The 18,001-nt window shown below is 54.6% G+C and carries 11 protein-coding genes; 2 read left to right on the top strand and 9 right to left on the bottom strand.

What is annotated here, in order from left to right; translation table 11 throughout:
• Window positions 1-17 precede the first annotated feature (17 nt).
• The 8 genes from I4V53_RS01945 to I4V53_RS01910 all read right to left on the bottom strand — a co-directional run bounded on the left by I4V53_RS01945 (window position 18) and on the right by I4V53_RS01910 (window position 16,421).
• Window positions 18-905: a metallophosphoesterase gene (locus I4V53_RS01945; RefSeq protein WP_195983727.1), complete on the bottom strand. Its 888-nt coding sequence runs from the start codon at window positions 903-905 to the stop codon at window positions 18-20.
• A 69-nt stretch (window positions 906-974) separates the two neighbouring features.
• Window positions 975-2,837 (bottom strand): asparagine synthase (glutamine-hydrolyzing), encoded by a 1,863-nt coding sequence (gene asnB, locus I4V53_RS01940; RefSeq protein WP_195983726.1) that lies wholly within the window; start codon window positions 2,835-2,837, stop codon window positions 975-977.
• A gap of 28 nt (window positions 2,838-2,865) precedes the next feature.
• Entirely contained in the window at window positions 2,866-3,588 is a 723-nt protein-coding gene (gene cuyB / locus I4V53_RS01935; protein ID WP_195983725.1) for a cysteate racemase, read from the bottom strand.
• Window positions 3,585-4,811: a carboxylate--amine ligase gene (locus tag I4V53_RS01930; protein ID WP_195983724.1), complete on the bottom strand. Its 1,227-nt coding sequence runs from the start codon at window positions 4,809-4,811 to the stop codon at window positions 3,585-3,587. Before I4V53_RS01930 ends, cuyB begins: the two co-directional genes overlap by 4 nt.
• A gap of 230 nt (window positions 4,812-5,041) precedes the next feature.
• Entirely contained in the window at window positions 5,042-5,854 is an 813-nt protein-coding gene (locus I4V53_RS01925) for a M15 family metallopeptidase (RefSeq protein ID WP_195983723.1), read from the bottom strand.
• A 186-nt stretch (window positions 5,855-6,040) separates the two neighbouring features.
• Entirely contained in the window at window positions 6,041-7,561 is a 1,521-nt protein-coding gene (locus I4V53_RS01920) for a sodium:solute symporter family protein (protein ID WP_195983722.1), read from the bottom strand.
• A 472-nt stretch (window positions 7,562-8,033) separates the two neighbouring features.
• Window positions 8,034-14,753 carry a DUF8487 domain-containing protein gene (locus I4V53_RS01915; protein WP_195983721.1) on the bottom strand — a complete coding sequence of 2,240 codons (6,720 nt, stop codon included), beginning with the start codon at window positions 14,751-14,753 and terminating at the stop codon, window positions 8,034-8,036.
• A gap of 411 nt (window positions 14,754-15,164) precedes the next feature.
• Window positions 15,165-16,421, bottom strand: coding sequence for a DUF1015 domain-containing protein (locus I4V53_RS01910; protein WP_195983720.1), 1,257 nt, complete (start codon window positions 16,419-16,421; stop codon window positions 15,165-15,167).
• Window positions 16,422-16,652: 231 nt separating this feature from the next.
• On the opposite strand from I4V53_RS01910, the gene I4V53_RS01905 reads away from it, so the two are divergent.
• On the top strand, window positions 16,653-17,051 hold the full coding sequence (locus I4V53_RS01905) for a DUF3783 domain-containing protein (protein ID WP_286166991.1): 399 nt from the start codon (window positions 16,653-16,655) through the stop codon (window positions 17,049-17,051).
• On the top strand, window positions 17,048-17,788 hold the full coding sequence (gene yaaA / locus I4V53_RS01900; RefSeq protein WP_195983718.1) for a peroxide stress protein YaaA: 741 nt from the start codon (window positions 17,048-17,050) through the stop codon (window positions 17,786-17,788). Before I4V53_RS01905 ends, yaaA begins: the two co-directional genes overlap by 4 nt.
• Here the strand turns inward: yaaA and I4V53_RS01895 are convergent.
• Complete coding sequence (locus I4V53_RS01895) at window positions 17,756-17,959, bottom strand: hypothetical protein (protein WP_195983717.1); 204 nt, start codon at window positions 17,957-17,959, stop codon at window positions 17,756-17,758. The two genes, yaaA and I4V53_RS01895, sit on opposite strands and share 33 nt — an antisense overlap.
• Between the last annotated feature and the right edge of the window lie 42 nt (window positions 17,960-18,001).

Genomic DNA, 18,001 nt, shown 5'->3' with positions numbered 1-18,001 from the left:
TTTACCTAATAGTTGTTTTAATAGCGCGCTTTAAAAAGTTCTGTTCCGGCTCCGTTGCGCTGCGCGCCTTTCTCCTCGGGAGCTGGCAGAAGATCGACAATAACAAGTTCCGGAGGATTGAAGACGCGCGGTCGGTGATTCCGGCAGAGCCCGCGGCTGACGATCAACGTCGTACCGCCCAACTGATAGCGCCCACCCGCATAGGCGGGAAAAATGCCTTGGTGCGGAGCGAACAGACCGTTCAGGATACCGGGAATGCGGACCTGACCGCCGTGCGCGTGACCGGCCAGGATCAGGTCGAAACCGCTGTCCTGATAATACGAAATCAGCTCCGGGTGGTGCGACAGCAGTACGGTGTAGACGCCGTCCCCCACAGCCGCCTGGCAGGCTTGAAATTGCTTTTTCCAACCGGCGGAGATGCGGTCCTTGCGAAGGCTGAAGCCGCTTGGGTCGTCAACGCCGCAGATGCGGAGCGGCTGTTGATTTAACATTACGGTTTCCGCTGTGCCCTCCAAAACGGTGACGCCGCAGGAGCGAAACATCTCTTTGATTTTTTCCACTTCACCGGTGCGGAACTCGTGGTTTCCCGTTACATAATAACAGGGATAGCGGTTCCCAATCGCCGCAAGGAGCAACTTGGTGTTGTCGTGCGGCAGTTTATCGTCCGCAATATCCCCGGCAAATAAAACGATGTCTGGATTCTGTTCCTGAATGGCATGGATCAGCGTTTCCTGCTTGCTGCCGTACCGGCTGCTGTGCAGGTCTGTCAAAACAGCCAAACGTACGGCGGCGGAAACCTTTTCCGTTTTAATGGGATAGGGCCTGACGGTCAGGCCCTGCCAAAAGGCGGCGATAAAAAATGCGGGTACCGCGAGAGCAAGAACAATTTCAATCAGAACACCCATATACTTTCCTTTTTGGCTTGATAGTCGTTCGGTTTGTACTGGTGGGACGCGTGGAAGAAACGGCTTGCATTACTTCCGCGCCTTAGCAGGCTGCAGCTGGAAAAACTGCTCGTACCACAGGATGAAGGAATAGACGGACCAGATGCGCTGCATATTGGCGGCTTTGCCTGCTTTGTGGTCGTTGAGAAGCTCCATAATGGATTCCTGGTCAAAAAACATCGCAGCTACGGGGCCCTCAAATTTTTCCCGCACCATGTTGTAGTATTTGTCCATGCGCAGCCAGTCGTTCAGCGGGACAGGAAAGCCCAGCTTCTTTTTGTTGGCGGTGCGCTCCGGCAGCTGTTTAATCGCCGCGCCGCGCAGCGCAACCTTGGTGACGTCTCCGTGCACGCGATAGCGGGAGGGAATCTGCATCGCCAGTTCCAGCATCTTTTTATCCAGAAACGGCACGCGCAGCTCCAGAGAGTTTGCCATGCTCATGCGGTCGGCCTTTTGCAGGATGTCAAACAGCATCCAGGTATGGATGTCCACGTATTGCAGCTGGCTCGGTTCGTCCAGGTCTTTGACCTTGTCAAAATACGGCTTTGCATAGTCAACCGGATTCTTCTGGTGATAGTCTTTTTTCAAATAGCGGTTGACGTCGCCGTAGGTAAAGACAAAATTGCTGCGCATAAAGCGCTGGTAGGGTTCCATGCCGCCGCGCACAATAAAATTTTTGCCCTTAAAGCCCGGTAATTTTTTGGCAGCGGAAGCGGCGGCGCGGCGCAGACCCGCGGGAACCTTCCGATACGATTCAAAGTGCATGCCGGCTAAATACATCGGATAGCCGCCGAACAGTTCATCCGCGCCTTCTCCGGAGAGCACCACTTTCACGTATCTGCGGGCATTCTGCGCCAGGAAATACAGCGGTACTTCGGAAGGATTTGGCAGAGGCTCGTCCATGTAATACTGGATTTCCTTGTTGGCCTCAAAGAATTCGTCCGCGCTGACCTTGTTGCTGATGTTCTGTACGCCGACGGTTTTGGAAAAATCCTGCGCATAGGGCAGTTCGCTGTATTTTTCCTCTTCATAGCCGACGGAAAAGGTCTTGACGTCCTTCGTCACTTTGGAGACTTCTTTTACCACGTAGCTGGAATCTACGCCGCTGGAAAGGAAGCAGCCGACCTCCACGTCGCTGATCTGGTGCGCTTCCACGCTCCTGGTGAATTCCTCCGTGATGCGCTGTTCCCATTCCTCCAATGTTTTGGATTCGTCGATCCGGTAGTGGATGTCGTAATATTTTTGAATGGTCATTTTACCGTTCTGGTATTCAAAATAGTGCCCGCCCAAAAGCTTATAAACATTGCGGAACATGGTTTCTTCGTCCGGGATATAGGAATAACACATATATTCCGGCAGGCGTTCTTCGTTCAGCTCCGGTTTGAAGGCGGGGTGCTCCAAAAAGCTCTTGACTTCGGAACCAAACAAAAAATCGCCGTCTTTGCGATAGTAGTAAAACGGTTTAATGCCGAAGATGTCGCGCGCGCCGAACAGCTTTTTTGCCTTGCTGTCCCAGATGACGAACGCATACATACCACGCAGCTTCTGCAAAAAGGCTGCACCATATTGCTCGTACCCGTGCAACAGGACTTCAGAATCCGTGGCGGTCTTAAAGATATGGCCCTTTTCAACCAGGTCTTTGCGCAGCTCCTGAAAATTGTAAATTTCTCCGTTGAAGACCAGCGCCATCGTGCCGTCCTCGTTGAGAATGGGCTGGGAGCCGCCGGACAGGTCGATGATGCTCAAACGGCGGAAGCCGAGTGCGACGTCGTCGTCCACGTAATAGTCATCCTGATCCGGTCCGCGGTGCCGGATGCGGTCCGCCATTGCGCGAATGACTGCATTGCGGTCCCCGCCGTATCCGTTTGTAAAAAATCCTACAAAGCCACACATGGGCAGTCCCTCCTTATCGTTGGGCAGTTTATTCTCTTGTAATTAAAGTATTGTATGTGGGGCGAAGCGGTTTATCACAGCGCAGGATGCCGGCGCGCGCCAGAACGTCCAGCGTATCCAATACGCCCGGGCCGACGGGAGAATCCCGCTTGATGAGCGAAAGCTCCGTACAGCCCAAAATGACGCATTCCGCGCCCTGTTTTTGTACCGCGCTGGCGGCCGCGTGGAACTTGTCCAGCTCAACGGGGCGGCCCGCTTTAAAGTCGTCGTAAATCAATTGCATTACGCGCTGCTGGTTGGTTTCGTCCGGCAGAACGCATTCGATTCCCTGTTCCGCAAGCGCGTTTTGAAACAGACCGGCGCGCACGGTGCCGGTGGTCGCCAGAATGCCGGCGGTCTTTACGCCGTTTTCCCTGAGATGCAGCGCGGTTTCCCGCAAGGCGTGCAGAAATGGGATCTGCACCGCCGCGGAAAATTCCTTATATAGCGCGTGGGAGGTGATGCAGGGAATGGCAATACAGCAGGCCCCCAGCGCTTCCAGCTTTTGCGCCGCTTCAACGATGGGCACAAGGGGAGAGGGCTTGGCATGATCCAGGATATAGGCCGTCCGGTCCGGAATGGACGGCCGGTTAAACACAATCGCGTCCAGATGCTCCTGGTCGGTTCGCGCGTCCGTCATCTCTACGATACGGCGCAGAAAATAGGCGGTTGCCATTGGGCCAAGTCCGCCGATCACACCCAGTGTCTTCATTCGTGCAGCCCCTTATTGCCAAAATATTTCTTATACTTTTTGCGGTAGTTCATCTGATTCAGGAAGAAGGAAAGCGCATGTTTCGGGCTCCAATCCGGTTGATACTGCATGGACTGACAGTATTTTCCGTCTTTGATAAGGTTGCGCGCCTTTTCCTTCAATGACGCATCTTTGACATATTGAAAAATAACATCTTTTGGGATGATGCTCCAAAGCACCTCGTTGGTGACGACGGTAAGCTCCATATTCTTCTGTTCGATCACGTCGTCCACCAGCCATTTGGCGAGGTTGTATCCGGCGGCGGTCACATAGAAGCTGCTGCGGCCCTGCCGCAGGTTCATCTCAAACAGCTTGTACTGCTTGTCGCGTGGGTCGTATTTCATATCAAAATTGGCGAAGCCAATGTACCCGATGCCTTCCAGAAAACGCTTCATGCGTTCCGCCAGCTCCCGGTCGCAGGTGCTGATGATCGCGGCATAGCTGCCGATGCCTTCCGGGGAGTGTTCCTCCAGCAGGGCGTGTCCCAACGCGATCAGCTTGACCTTTTTATCGCGTCCGCTGTAGCAGTTCATTACGCGCATATTGCTGTCGTCACCGGGGATGTATTCCTGCAGGATCAGGTGATCCTTATAGGAGGAACTGTAGATGGCGTTCAGAATATCGGTGAATTCCTGTTGATTGTAGGCGACAAACACCTTCTTTTTATACGGGAAGTGGCAGTTCCAATAGGCCACGGAGTTGCTGGGTTTGATGATGACCGGGAAGTCGAAGGGAAGCTGAATTTCCTTGTAATTTTCATAGCTGCAGGCCGCGGTTTTGGGAAACGCGAAGCCGTGTTCCTCACAGACCTGATAAAAGCTTTCCTTGATGCTCAATCGCATCAGCAGCGCTTCGTCGATGCATTCAAAGCGGTAATAGGGGCGCAGCTTGTCCTGATTGCGCACCAGCAGCTTGATGTAATTATCGCCGCAGGGGACCAGCAGAAGCGTCCGGCCCGGATAGCGGCCCGCAAACGCAATCAGGGTCTTGCAGAAAACGGCGTCGTCCTCCAAATCGGGTTCCACACACTCTACAGTGACAATTTTGCTGTTGGAGGTTGCATTCAAACGGCCCTTTCCCACAGCAACGCTCCTGATGCCGTAGGCTTCGTGAAACGAACGCGCCATGCCGTAGACGTTTACATCGCTGCCAAGCAGTACCGGCAGAAAATCGGGTTGACTCATCCAAATTTCCTCTTTTCTTTATCGGGCGCACGGACTGCATGCAGCCCGCACGGTTCTCTTTTCAGTATGGGCCGGCCGGACTCCTGCCATACCGGAAATCCGGCCGCTGTATTTGATTATTATACTATCTTTACCAGGGAATGACAATAAAAGATTCCCGGATTGCGGGCATGGAACCATGTCAAATAAAAAGGGCGGCGGGGAAATTCCCAGCCGCCCGGTTGACGCTTTTAAGAGAGAGGACCCTGCAGGTATTCTATAAATTCCTCCAGGCACATGCCCAAACGATTGATTTCCTCCGCGTTTTCCTTGCCGACATACCGGTAGTGCCACGGCTCAAAGATGATGCCGGTGACGTCCTGTTTGCCGTCCGGATAGCGCTGGATAAAGCCGAACTGCGCGGCGTTCTTTTTCAGCCATTTGCCCTCCGGCGTATCGGCGAAGTCGCTGTCCAGCGTTTGGTGGTCAACGGCGCAGATATCCGCCGCAAGCCCCAGATTGTGTTCGCTGGTGCCTGGTACGGCCACGGTGGTTTTTGCCGCATCGTAGGCTTCCTCATAGGAGTAGCCCTGATTTTCATATTTAGCCATTTCCTCGTCAAACAGCTCGGTTTGCCTTTCAACGGTCCGGTAACCGGAACAGACCATCAGGTCCAGGCCAGAGCTGTTGCCGGCTTCCAGCAGGGCAGTAAGGGCCTCGAACGCGCGCGCGTCAAATTCCTTTCCGTTGGGCAATGATCTGGTTTCAATGGAGTGATCTTTTGGAAGTGGATTTTCTTCATTAACCAGCTGTAAACGCCAGTCGTCCAAACGGGGATCGGGCGTCTGCGGGCTTGCACCGCCGGAAGGGGACTGCTGCATGTATTCGGATACCGATTCTGTGGGGGGCGTATCCGGGTTGCCCCGGGACTGGGCCGCGCCGTCCGCCAGATTGTTGTATAGGGCAGTTGTGCCGAATCCGATCAATACCAGCGCGGCGATTGCTCCCAGAACAATTTTAATCCGGCGTCTGCGCAGGGCGATGACTCTATACGTCTTTGGCATGTCTTTCCTCCTGTATTTTCATTCCTGTTCTATAGATAATACAGTTTAACCTATGAATTCCTTGCATACTGTCCCTTATTATACGCAGTTTTCGAACAAAAGACAACAAACAGACGGATGCATTTTGAAATCGTTCGACAAAAAAGAGGGACACAACCGGTTGTGTCCCTCTTTTTGTAAGATTTATTATTTTACATATCCATGCTTTTGCCGCCATTCCTCCGCCGTGCCGTTGTAGAAGAAATCGTTGGTTTCGCCGCTTTTCCAACCGGCGGAAGAGGCGATCTTACTGACCGCGAAGCAAAGCACCAGTGAAACGAACATTGCCAGGCATGCGTAAAGCGGGCCGTCCGGTGTGGTGAATCCGGAGATGGCGACCGGCACGAACGCCGTCAGGAAGCCGCCGATCATACCGGACCAAGCGCCGGCACGGTTGATCCCCTTCCAGTACAGCGCGATTGCATACGGGGCGAGGAACGAGCCGGAGATGATGCCCCAGGAATATGACATCATTTCCAGGATCGGCGTTGGATAATTTGCCACGATGTAAGAACCTACTACAAATACCAGGCACAGGATACGGGTGAGCATCGCAACGTTGGAATCGCTCATTTTCGGCTTCCATTTACCCTTGATGAGGTCCATGGAGACGGTGGAGCATGCGGTCAGCGTGATGCTGGAAAGTGTGGAGACAGACGCTGAAATTAAGAGTACCAGTACGATGCCGATCAGAATATTCGGGAGTCCCGCCATGTTCAGCATGTTGGGAATGATATAGTCCTTGCCGCCCGCAGGCATGGTGTCTCCAAAGAACAGGTGCGAGAAGGAACCGATGAAATAGCCGCCGCCCGCGACCAGAAGCGCGAAAAGGGTAGAAATGATCGTGCCGCGCTTGACTTCCCTCGCGTCGCGAATGCCGTAATATTTGTGGATCATCTGCGGCAGACCCCAGGTGCCGAAGCTGGTCATCACGATGGTTGCAATCAGGGAGATGATGCTCTGCGTACTCATGGGCGTCATGCCGCTCTGGCTCATGTAGGCGGTCATGCGCTGGAAGCCCTCGGAAAGCCCCCCGACCTGCGGGCAGATGACGACCATTGCCAGCAGCGCCGTCACACCGAACATCATCACAATGCCTTGTACAAAATCGGCCTTAAGAGTAGCCATGTAGCCGCCCAGAACCAGCACCACCGCGGAGGCGACCGCAATCATGATCATGCAGACGCGCTCGTCGATGTTCAGGAGAATGGAACAGACGCTGGTCAGACCCTTGTAGACAGAAGCGGAATAGGGAAGCAGGAAGATAAAAATGACCACGCTGGAAAATATTTTCATGCCGCCGCTCTGGTACCGCATCTCAAAGAGCTGGGGCATAGATTTGATTTTCAGCCTGCGCGTAACCTCGCGGGTGCGCCCGGCCAAAACCATCCAGGCGAGCAGAGAGCCAAAAATGGCGTTGCCGATACCGACCAGCGTGGCGTACAGGCCGAAGTTCCAGCCGGAGCCGCCGGAGTATCCGATGAACATAACCGCGGAAAAATACGCGGTGCCGTAGGAGAGGGCGGAAATCCACGCGCCCGCGTTGCGTCCGCCCACGGTGAAGTTCGCCATGCCGCCGTTGCTGTTTTTGGAGTTGATCACGCCGATTGCCAGCATGAAGATGGCGTAAATAGCGATGACAATCCAAATGGTTGTTTCTTTACTCATGTTACCAGCCCCCAATGTGCTTTTTTAGTTTAAACCATCGATGAATCAACTTACTAAATCGTATGTTATTTTATCAAAAAACGGAGGGAATAGCAAGAGGTTTTATGCAGAAAATATAATTTTTTGTAATAAATGAGCGTTTTGCTTATTATATACAATTTTAGAATGAAACCACCTGCACCGCAACTGCGGTGCAGGTGGTTTTTGGTGCTATATTGCCGTATTTGAATGCACAGCGTCATTCACAGGCATGAAGTATCTTATACACCTCCGGTCGAAATACGCTTACAGCGAGGACCATTTTACGCAATTGTGATAACACAATGCTTTTGCGGATGATGCGCAGCGTCTTTCGCAGACATAAAGTGTCCAGCACACCTATAGTGCTGTTCAGTGAAAGCTTCTTTTCAAACAGGGCCCTTTTAGACTCTGTTCATACAGGGGCGATCCTCTCAATTGGCCGGTATCCTGTTCAGCCAACTGTTACCACACAATGCTGCTGTTCTTTCTCTCCAGACATTGTAGTGTACACGCCGGTGCTCTGGCCGGGTGTGCCGACCGCCCAGATTCTGTAATAGCAGTCGTTGCCAATCTTCGCCACAAACTGCGTCTTGAGCACATTGCCGTCGCCCACGGTGAAGTTCGGGGCCGCACTGCTTCCGTTGACAACCGTCATCTTGAAGCAGTAGGCGCTGCCTCTCTTCAAGGTGAAGTTTGCTGTGGTATCGGAACAGACGGACTTCTGGCCCATCACGTTCTGTGCCGCGCTGACCACCGGATTGGTCACGGCGACTGCCGTTCCCGCGCCGGAAACGTTGCCAACCGGCTTCTTGCTGCCGGAACTGCCGCTGTTGGACGGCTTGTTGCTGGGTTTCGCCGGCTCTTCCGGCTTGTCTGCCGGAACCAGGCCCGCGCGGGCCTTCTCCACCGTTGCGCAGACTGCCGTGATTTCCTCCTGCGTGGCGTTCTCGTCTTCGTAGACGTTTAGTGCGGTATTCAGCGCCGCGCGCAGGATCGCATAGCTTGCCGCGGTGTAATCCTCCGGGTTGAGCGCTTCAGACTCGTCGATCAGGGCTTTCAGCGCTTCCTTGTCCGGAATCATACGCAGGTTCATCATTGCCTCGTACAGGGCGTCCGCCATCTCGTCCACCTGCTTCTGGGTCGCGTTCGCGTCTTCCAGAAGGGCTTCCGCCTGCGGGAGAATCTCATTGAACTTGTCTTTCTCCGGGCCGTCCAGATACTTGTCGATTTCAATCTCCTGTGCCTGCTTCACAAAGGCTTCCAACGTTTCCGTGTTTGCCTTGAACTCCAGGCGCAGGATCGCTTCGTGCAGGTTCTTTGCCGCCTTCTCGACTTCCGCCTTCAGTGTCTCGCCCTCGTCGTCATAGACTTCCTGTGCATAGGCGAGCGCTTCCGTGTAGCCCTCCTGGCTCTTCGGAGTAAAGTTGTCCAGGTCAAGCTGCGCCGCGTAGTCGAGCCAGTATTCTAGCTTGTCTTTGGTGCCTTCCTCAAAGGAGAGGTAATGCATCGCGTTGAGCAATTCTTTCCAGGCTTCGTTCACTTCGTCCTGGGTCGCCTTATCGCTTTCATAAACAGTCTTTGCATTGTCGCGCGCCGAAATAAACTTCTTGCGCACGGATTCGACGAGTTTGTTGAGCTGCTCGTCGGTCACTTCGTTCGCCTTTTCCAGCAGGGATTCCAGAACGTCCTTGTTCACGCTGGTGAAAGTGAAGCGCAGAACGGTCTTGTCGTTCGGCATGATATAGGTGTAGGTAAAGCCGTCGGCCTCAAACGGGATATCGGCACCGTTCAGCTTTGCGCTCGCAAACGGGCTGTTCGCCGGGGTGAAGGTGAAGGTCAGCTTCGTACCCGGAACCACTGTCGCGCCGTAGATGCCGTTGCCGTCGAGAATCACGTCTGCTTCGCCGGTAATTTCCACATCTGCCTGGCTCGGGTTCCACTGCACGTTCAGCAGCTGCGGATCTGTAACAACAGCTTCCTCAAATACAAAGGAATGCAGCGCAACCGCGCCCTCAACCAGCTGAAGGGAAATGTCTTTTACGCCGTTGAATAATTCGGGCGAAATATCCACGGTAAAGTCTCTGTCGTTGGCGGCGCCCCAGCCGCCGGTTTGCAGAATTCGGACGTCCGCATAGTCGTTCTCGCCGGTTCCATAACGGAAGCGCAGGACGGCTTCTTTTTCCTTTTCCGAGTCGCTGCGTCCATTGGCGGCGCGGACCGTCAGTTTCATCGCGCCGGAGCCGCCGAAGTCGAGGCCCTTGTAGATGAGCGTTTCTCCCTTGTCAAAGCCGCCGACGACCTGATCCGGTTCCGCACGTTCCAGCTTCACACTGCCGTCGACTTCGTCGTAATTCCGGGCATAGGTGATTGTGTATGCGGATTTGCTCTTCCCGGTCAATACCAGACTGTCCAGCGCGCCCTGCAGTTTCTTTGCCGCAGCGGCGATCGCGTCGTTATCGTCCATATCGGCCTGGGACGCTTCTTCGTAGGCTACAGTGAACATCTGCCACGACGCCTCTGTGTACAGCAGGGGACGGTTTTCCACCGCTGCCAGCTTCTCCCGCGCTTCGTTCATTGCGTTCACATAATCGGGATTTACAACGGGTTCGCTGGTGTATCCGGTAAAGAGCAGTGCTTCGAGGTCAAAGCTGGTACCCGGATCGAATCCGATCACCAGATTCTGCGCGCCTTTGATGCCCTTTGCTTTGAAAGTCTGCTTAAAGAAGGTCTCCGAAGAGAGCTCGTAGGATTCGCCTTCCCCGGCTTTGAAGATAAAGGGAATGGTTGTTTCTTCGCCCGCATCTTCATAGCGCAGGTAGCCGCTGACATCCTTGCCGTTCAGGGAACGTCCTTGTATTGTCACGTCTTTGGAACCATATGCGCCGAATTCCACATGGTTGAACCGGATTTCCACCCGGTCTGTGATGGCGCTGACATAGTTCTGCATGATGACGTGGCTTCCGCCGTCGATGTCGGTGATGGTGATGTCGCCCGCCGCGGATTCCGGCTCCAGCTTTTCATATGCGCTGACGTATTGCGTGGAGCCTTCACCAAACCAGAAGGAGTTGAACGCGATGCCGCCGTTCTGTGAGACCAGAACAACGTCGTTCAGGCCGGAGATGCGCGGAATATCAAAGGTCTGGGATTTGTACTGGCTCCACGAACCGGTGTTCTTGAAATGCAGGGTAGCGATCAGCGGGCCGGTGGAGGAGCCGGTACGCAGCTCCAGTACGGCGTCGTAGCTGTTGGCGTTCGCGCCGTTCAGGGTGATGGTGGAACAGCCGTTGAGGCCGAATTCCACTTTTTCATAGCGCAGCCAGTTGCCCTTGTTGATGTTGCCGAGCGCGGTTGCCTTTTCGCCGTCTTCCGTCGTGCCGGATTCTGACTTGAAGCTGCCGTTGCCCTCGGTATAGGATTCCGCCTCAATTGTAGAGTAGGCGTTGGTGTTGGTGAGCTCTTTAAAGGTATCGGTCAGGTATTCCTGTGTCAGTACGGCCTTTGGCTGGAATGTTTCAGACGCCATATATTGGAGGATACTGGCATACAGCTGCTTCGCCTCCGGATAGGCGTCCATCTGATTCAGCAGGTCGAAGGTGCAGACGACAAGCTTGCCCTTGCCGACGTTTGCCTCAAACAGGCTGCCCAATTTGCGGCTCCACTCCATGTGGTCGATGTTCCATGCCAGAGGTTCCAGATCTGCCGGCGCGTTGTCCAGTACGACCGCGCGGGAACCCTTCATCAGATTGAACCACTGGTAGTCGCTGAAAAAGTCCGTTGGGAAATTGGCAAAAATGGGGTGTTCATTCTGCACGTACATGCCCATTGTGTGTGCGTTCCGGTCGGAGCGGTGGAACATCTTGCTCCAGTAATCGGTGGTCCAGCGGACCGCGACGCTGTCTGGGATAATCTTTTCAGAAGGTTCCGGCAGATAGAGGACCTTGCCGCCGTTTTCCAGTGCGTTCAGGGTCGCTTCGTCCAGATTGGAGGAAACGATCACACCGGCGGGAACGGCGGTATCGATCTGCTGCGGATACACCCAGACGTCATAGCTGTTGCTGCCGATGGAATCCACGGATACCTCCACCGTCAGTTTGGAGGCGTCCGTAATATCAGACAGGGAGGCGGAGAAGGTTCCCAGATTGGTGACGCTTCCCTGCGGGACGTCCATTGCGTCAAAAGACCCCTCTGCGAGGACCGCGTCGCCGTTTTTCAGCTTCCACTGTCCCACTTTGCCCTGGAGCGACGCCGGGCTGTAGTTGACAACGGAGATCATGCCGCTGAGTTCCTGGTCGTTGCGGTAAACCAGCTTGGGTAGCTGCGCCAGTACGACAACGGAGTCATTGAAGCTCTTGTACTGCTCGGTGGTGAATCCGCCAGGTTTGTCCTCCATGAAGTTGTCCAGAATGCCCACATGCGCCGTGCCCTGGCCGGGGAAGTCCTGGATGCTGAGCAGCTGGTAGCCGCCGAGGCCGGGGGTACGGAGCGCGGTTTCCATATCTGCGCGGTAGCCGATGGCGGAGACGCGCGCGGAAACTTTGGAGAAGATTTCATTCATATGGAGCAGGCCTTTGCGTTCCATCAGGTCGCGGTAGTATTGCAGGTTGCGCGCCTCAAAGACGCCGGGCTCGTACTTCGGAATTTCTTCGTCAAAGAGCGGAAGCACCTGGTACTGGCCCGCTTCGTGGTTCATCAGCGGCTTATCGACGATGCTGATGGCGTTTGTATAGGTGAAATTGCTGTTCGGCTGCATGGATTCCAAAGCGCCCCCGGAGGCGGCGTCCACCCAGGAGAAGGAAATGCGGGTGTGGTACGGATCGGAGTTGGCCTTGGTTTTGCAGGTTGTCCAGTAATCGTCCCCTGTGTTGAGGGACGGCGCCCAGTAGTTGTTGTTGCTGCCTTCCGCGTACAGGCGGGTATCGTCCACGCTGCGGCAGAGCTCACGGAGCGCATTGGCGCCGTCACGGTTGCTGCCGGTGGTGTTCAGCTCGTTGCCCCAGGCAAACATGACGAACGATGGATGATTCGCCAGGTATTCCAGGATGCGGACGGCTTCTTCGCTGTAATACTCGTTGAACGGTGTTCCGCCAAAGCCGTACAGCTCGGGCTGCATGTAGATGCCGAGCTCGTCCGCTGCTTCAAACGCCGCTTCGGGCGGCGTCCAGGAATGGAAACGGAAGAAGTTGATGCCCAAATCCTGCGCCTTGGTGAAGAAATCAATCCATTCCGCCTTGGTCATGTACGGATACCCGGTGAGCGGGAACACGGCGGAGTTGCCCTCGCCGCGCATGAAGGTGGTGAGGCCGTTGATGGTGAATTTGGTGCCGGAGGTTTTAAACTCACGCATGCCAAAGTTTTCCGCTGAGGAATCGGCTGCACCGTTGGCCGCCAGGTCTACGGTCAGGCGGTACATGGAGGGATCAAATTCCGACCAGAGACGGACGTTTTCACCCATTGCATAGGTGATGGTGATTTCCATCTCTGCTTCGCTGTCCTCCAGAGAGAACGCCTGAACCATCTGCGGAACGATGTGCGGCGCTCCGTCGTGATTGTAGCTCTGCGCGTTTAAAGTTAAACTGCCGCTGACCGCCGCGCCGGTGTCGTTTGCGACGACGGCTTTAACCGTGGCGGTGTGGTCCTGAATATTCGGATAAACCCGGACGTCCTTGAGGAAGACCGGATCAGCGGCTTTCAGCTCGATCTTGCCCAAAATGCCGTTCCAGTTGGTTACGGTTTCTTCCGTCAGCATATGGCAGCCGGTGCCGACCGGATAATCGGTGTTGCGCACCTGAACGGTCAGTGTGTTTTCCTGTCCGGGGACCAGGCCGGTCAATGTATACTCCTGTGCGACGCCCAGCGTATTGTTGGCGTTGCAGTCGGTCTGTTCCTGTCCGTTGACCCAGACGCGGGTGTTCTTTGTGCGCTCCATCAGGAAGGTTACATGTTTGCCCTCCCAATTCTGCGGGATAAAGACCTGCTTCTGATAGACCGCGTCGCCGGTGTAGGTGTACTTGCAGCTGAGGCGGTTGGTGTTGACCGACGTATTCAAATTGCCCTTCCTGTTTTCATCCAGCGTGCCGGGGAGCACACAGGTGTCGGACAACGCGCCGTCGTCAGCGGAATAGGCGCCCAGCTTCAGCTCCCAGACGCCCGCGAGGGATTTCAGGCTGGTCACGATGCGGTCTTTGAAGGTCTCCATCGCCTGTACCAGCGTTTCGTATGCCAGATGAACGGTTTCCTTGTCCGCCTCGCTGTTGTTCAAAACGGCTTCTGTCTCGTGCAGCACGGACTGGAAATCCCGCTTTGCCTGTTCGGAGGCCTCGCCGTCCGCTTCGCCGGCGGGCGTGCCGTCGTTAAGTGTGTTCGCCTGCTCTGCGAGAGCGGCAAGCTGCTCTTTGGTGTATGTAATGCGCGCGTGATGGAATGCGTCCAGTGCGGTGCGCAGCGCGTCCGCCGCCGTCTGGATCCCTTCCGGATCGGATTCCGGCAGGGAGACCGCTTTCAGCTTGGCGTCTTCAATGGCCCGATTTAATGCATCCGCGGCGTCCTGCGGGTACTGGTTCGGCTGGCTGCCGGTTTCCGTTCCCGCGAGAAAGCGTTCCGTCTCGTCAATGCTGTTCCAGAGCGGTGTGTAAGGGCTGGAGGACGCGTAAATGTTCAGCTCTGCACAGGACATCATGGAAGCGCTGACGGCTTGCAGTTTTACATAACGGCCGCTTACCGGCGTCTGCAAAACGGCCTCCTTTTCCGTCATGTCGGCAATCCAGTCGCCTTCTGCCGCTTTTGTATAGGTCTGTCCGTCGTTACTGACGGAAATTTCATACTTTTTGACATAGCCGTTCTGGTTGCCGTCCTGTCTTGGCAGATAAGTCAGCCTGGAGATTTCCACAATACGTCCCAGGTCTACGGCAATCCAGTGCGGGGATGGCGGCGTAGCGCTCCATTGGGTGTGCCATATGGACGCGGCGTTGCCGTCGACCGCCATAGAGGCGTAACAGGTGTCGCTGGTTTCCTCCTGGCTGGAAGCGGTGGCCTCCATCAGGAATTGGGGTACCCTGACCGATTGATCTTCCCGGACCGCTGCCTGTGAAAGCGACACCGGGATACTGCTGACCAGCAGGGCGGCGGCGCATACGAACGCCGTGAGTTTTTCTCTAAATCGATTTCTTTTCAAATTTTCCCCTCCATAACACGTAAGCGCAGACGGTCTGATTCCGTCTGCAGTTCGGATCAATCCCTTGCTTCATTGTATTGGGATGATGTACTGCGGTTTTCTCAACTTCCGGTTTATCCTTGTAGACGCGCGCATTTTTCACTTCCTTTCCGGGACAGATTTGTTCAATTAAATAATGCAGATTAGAAAATCTATCGTTTACTGTGTGAACAGTATCCTTTTTATTAAAACATGTATAAAAATTTTTGTCAATTTACATCATTAAAAAATGCATTTTAGAATTTTTAGTGAATATTGAGGGTCATGCGATGGCTTTGCGTTCGATATTCTGATGGAAGAACGGTGAAGATGGAAAAAATAAAAGGCCTGCCGCGGAACGTTTCCCATTCCGCGGCAGGCTCTTTCGGCCCATTATTCAGCTTTGATTTTTCTGCCTTCCAGATAAAAGCGTTTATCCCAGGCGTGTCCCATTGAAAACGTCTTGCGCGGGAGCGCGCCGTCCAGTACGACGGTTTTAAACAGCTCTTCCTTCGGCATGGCCTCCAGCAGGAAGCCGACATTGCCGGGTTTGGCGGAGAGCTCCTCGACCACTTCATTCCCATGAATGTAGTCGACCCGGCCGCCGTTTTCTGCGATATAAGCATCCAGGAACGATTGCAGTGTGCCGACCGGCAGGTTGGAGACAGCCGCGTTAAAGCGAAGTTCCTTCTTTTGGCCGTTGTTGCAGACCATAACGCGCTGGCCGCCTGCGGAGCCGCACTGTGCTTCCAGCGCTGCCAGAAGCTTTTCCTCGTCCACGTCGAAGACGACGCGGTGGATCGGCTCGAATTCCAGGGAAGCGTCGTGCAGGTTGACCACTTCCACCAATGCGTAACGGGCCGGATGCGCGCGGTATTCTTCTTCCGGCAGGGTCTTTTTCAGGTTTTCGTAGCAGGTTTTTGCCGTCGCCAGGGAGTGGTTCCCGTCGCCCACTGCAAACAGCAGGGGAGATTTCCCTTGCAGGCCGTAGCGCCGGTTGAACGATTCCGGGTCGGCCAGTTCGCCCAGCGCGCCGAGGATGCGCATGGATTCGGCGTCGTCGCACTGGTATCCGGCGATGGAACCGCTGTCCTGCATCAAATCAAACCGGTAGACCTCTTCCAAATCGCCCACGCGGTCCGCAATGGGCTCAATTACAGTCTTTGCGGGGTCGTCGATCAGCAGCATGATATGCGGGCATTCCAGGGAGGCGTCCTCACGCACCTTGACGCGGGGCGGGATGCGCTCCAATACGGTGCCCTCCGTCGCGCGGATCAGGGATTCAGAGCCCTTGGTGAAGTCGTACTGCTCCAGATCGACCACGCCCATCAGTCCGCGGCGTAGCTTCCCATCGCGCAGGGTGCGTTCCACATACAGGAATTGATCTGTTACGCGGAACAGATCGGAAGCCAGATAGCGGTCCATCGCGTCGTTGACGTCCGCGATCCGCTGTTCCACGCCATCTTCCTCCAGATAGAGTTCCGGCACGATCATACGCAGGGTGGAAGGCGCTTCGCCGACAAACTGCTCCACCTCCTGCCAGTAATCCGGCTGCGAGGTATACTGGTCGCATGCGACCACGCTCCACTTGGTCAAATCCGCGTTTGCGGGCAAAAGGGTCTCTGCGGGATAAAAACCCAAACCGTTCATATCATTTCTCCCTACTTTTGGATTGCCTGCGCACGACGGCCAGGCTGCGGCACAAAGAAGAAGGCCATCCATATGGATGGTCTTCCCGGAATTTGTATCTATTGTATCGCGTTGCAGGCAAAAATTCAAGGCTGTTTCGACAGTTTCTGCGGGCTTTAAATTGAGAATCAGTTGCATTTTTAAGAACAGGATGCTATGATGGAGGAAATGAAACACAGGGGAGGACTTATCATGCAGACGCCCACCGTATTTCTTTACAACCTGGATACCCCGAAGGGGAGCCAAATCAAACGCATGTGCCTGCTGATGAAAATCCGCGTCCGTTCGGTCAAACCGGAGGAATACGCCGAACCGCTGGCGGTATTGTCCGGGCAGATGGAACCGACGGGCCGCACACCGGAGAACGCCGTCTTTACCGACGAAATGCTTTTGCTGGTCCATTTTACCAACGGTTTGCTGGATGCTTTTTTGCAGGGCTTCCGCCGGCATAAAATTACGCCGGTGGCGCTGAAAGCGATTTATACGCCCCATAATGCAGCGTGGAATTCCATTCAGCTTCGGGAAGAGCTGCTGAAGGAACGGGAAGCGATGACGCAGGGCGGACAGGCGCACGGGCCGGAAACCCCATGAAAATTCTGCTCTCGCCAGCGAAAAAAATGAACGCCGACGTGGACTTTTTAGAGCCGCGCCGGCTGCCCGCGTTGTTGGAGCGGACGGAACAGTTAATGCGGTATTTGCAGAATCTTCCGTATGAGGAGCTGAAAAAACTGCTCGGCTGCAACGATGCGATTGCACGGTTGAATTTTGACCGCTACCGGAAGATGCAGCTGCGCCGGAATCTGACGCCCGCGCTTTTAAGCTATGAAGGAATCCAATATCAATATATGGCGCCGCATCTTTTCACCGAACCGCAGTATGCGTATCTGGAAGCGCGCGTGCGGATCCTCTCTGGTTTTTATGGTGTGTTGCGGCCGTTTGACGGCGTCGTTCCCTACCGGCTGGAGATGCAGGCGAAGATGAAAACGTCTTTCTGCAAAAATCTGTACGATTTTTGGGGCGGCAGCCTGTTTGACCAGTTGGAGGAATCGAACGGGACGATTGTAAATCTGGCCTCCCAGGAGTATGCAAAGGCGGTGCTTCCGTATGTTCCGCAGGCGGTGCGGGTGGTAACGCCTGTCTTTGGCGAGCTCTGCGAGGGCAAGATCAAGGAAAAAGGCGTTTATGTCAAAATGGCGCGTGGGGAGATGGTCCGTTATATGGCAGAGCATGCGATAACCTGTCCGGAGAACATCCGGCCGTTCCGCAGGCTGGGGTATCGATATTGCGCGGAACGGTCAAACGATTCCGTCTTCGTATTTCTCCGTTAGCGCGCTGTCCGCAGCGGCGGAAACGACGACGTCCTGTGCAGGCTGCAAGGCGTCGACGGCGCGGCGCAATTCCTCCAGTTTGCTGTAAATTTCATTCTGATTTTGAATCAACGCATTTAAATTGTGGTTGATTAATCCCAATTCCTTACATATCTTTTTGTGATGTCTCATGGTCGTATTCGCCTCGCTCTTTTTTCTACAGTATACACGTAT

The organism is Clostridium sp. D33t1_170424_F3, from assembly GCF_015667585.1.
In the GTDB taxonomy this organism is placed as follows: domain Bacteria; phylum Bacillota; class Clostridia; order Oscillospirales; family Acutalibacteraceae; genus Anaeromassilibacillus.
The sequence above is the reverse complement of the archived record's forward strand: the minus strand, read 5'-3'. Positions and strand labels throughout refer to the sequence as shown.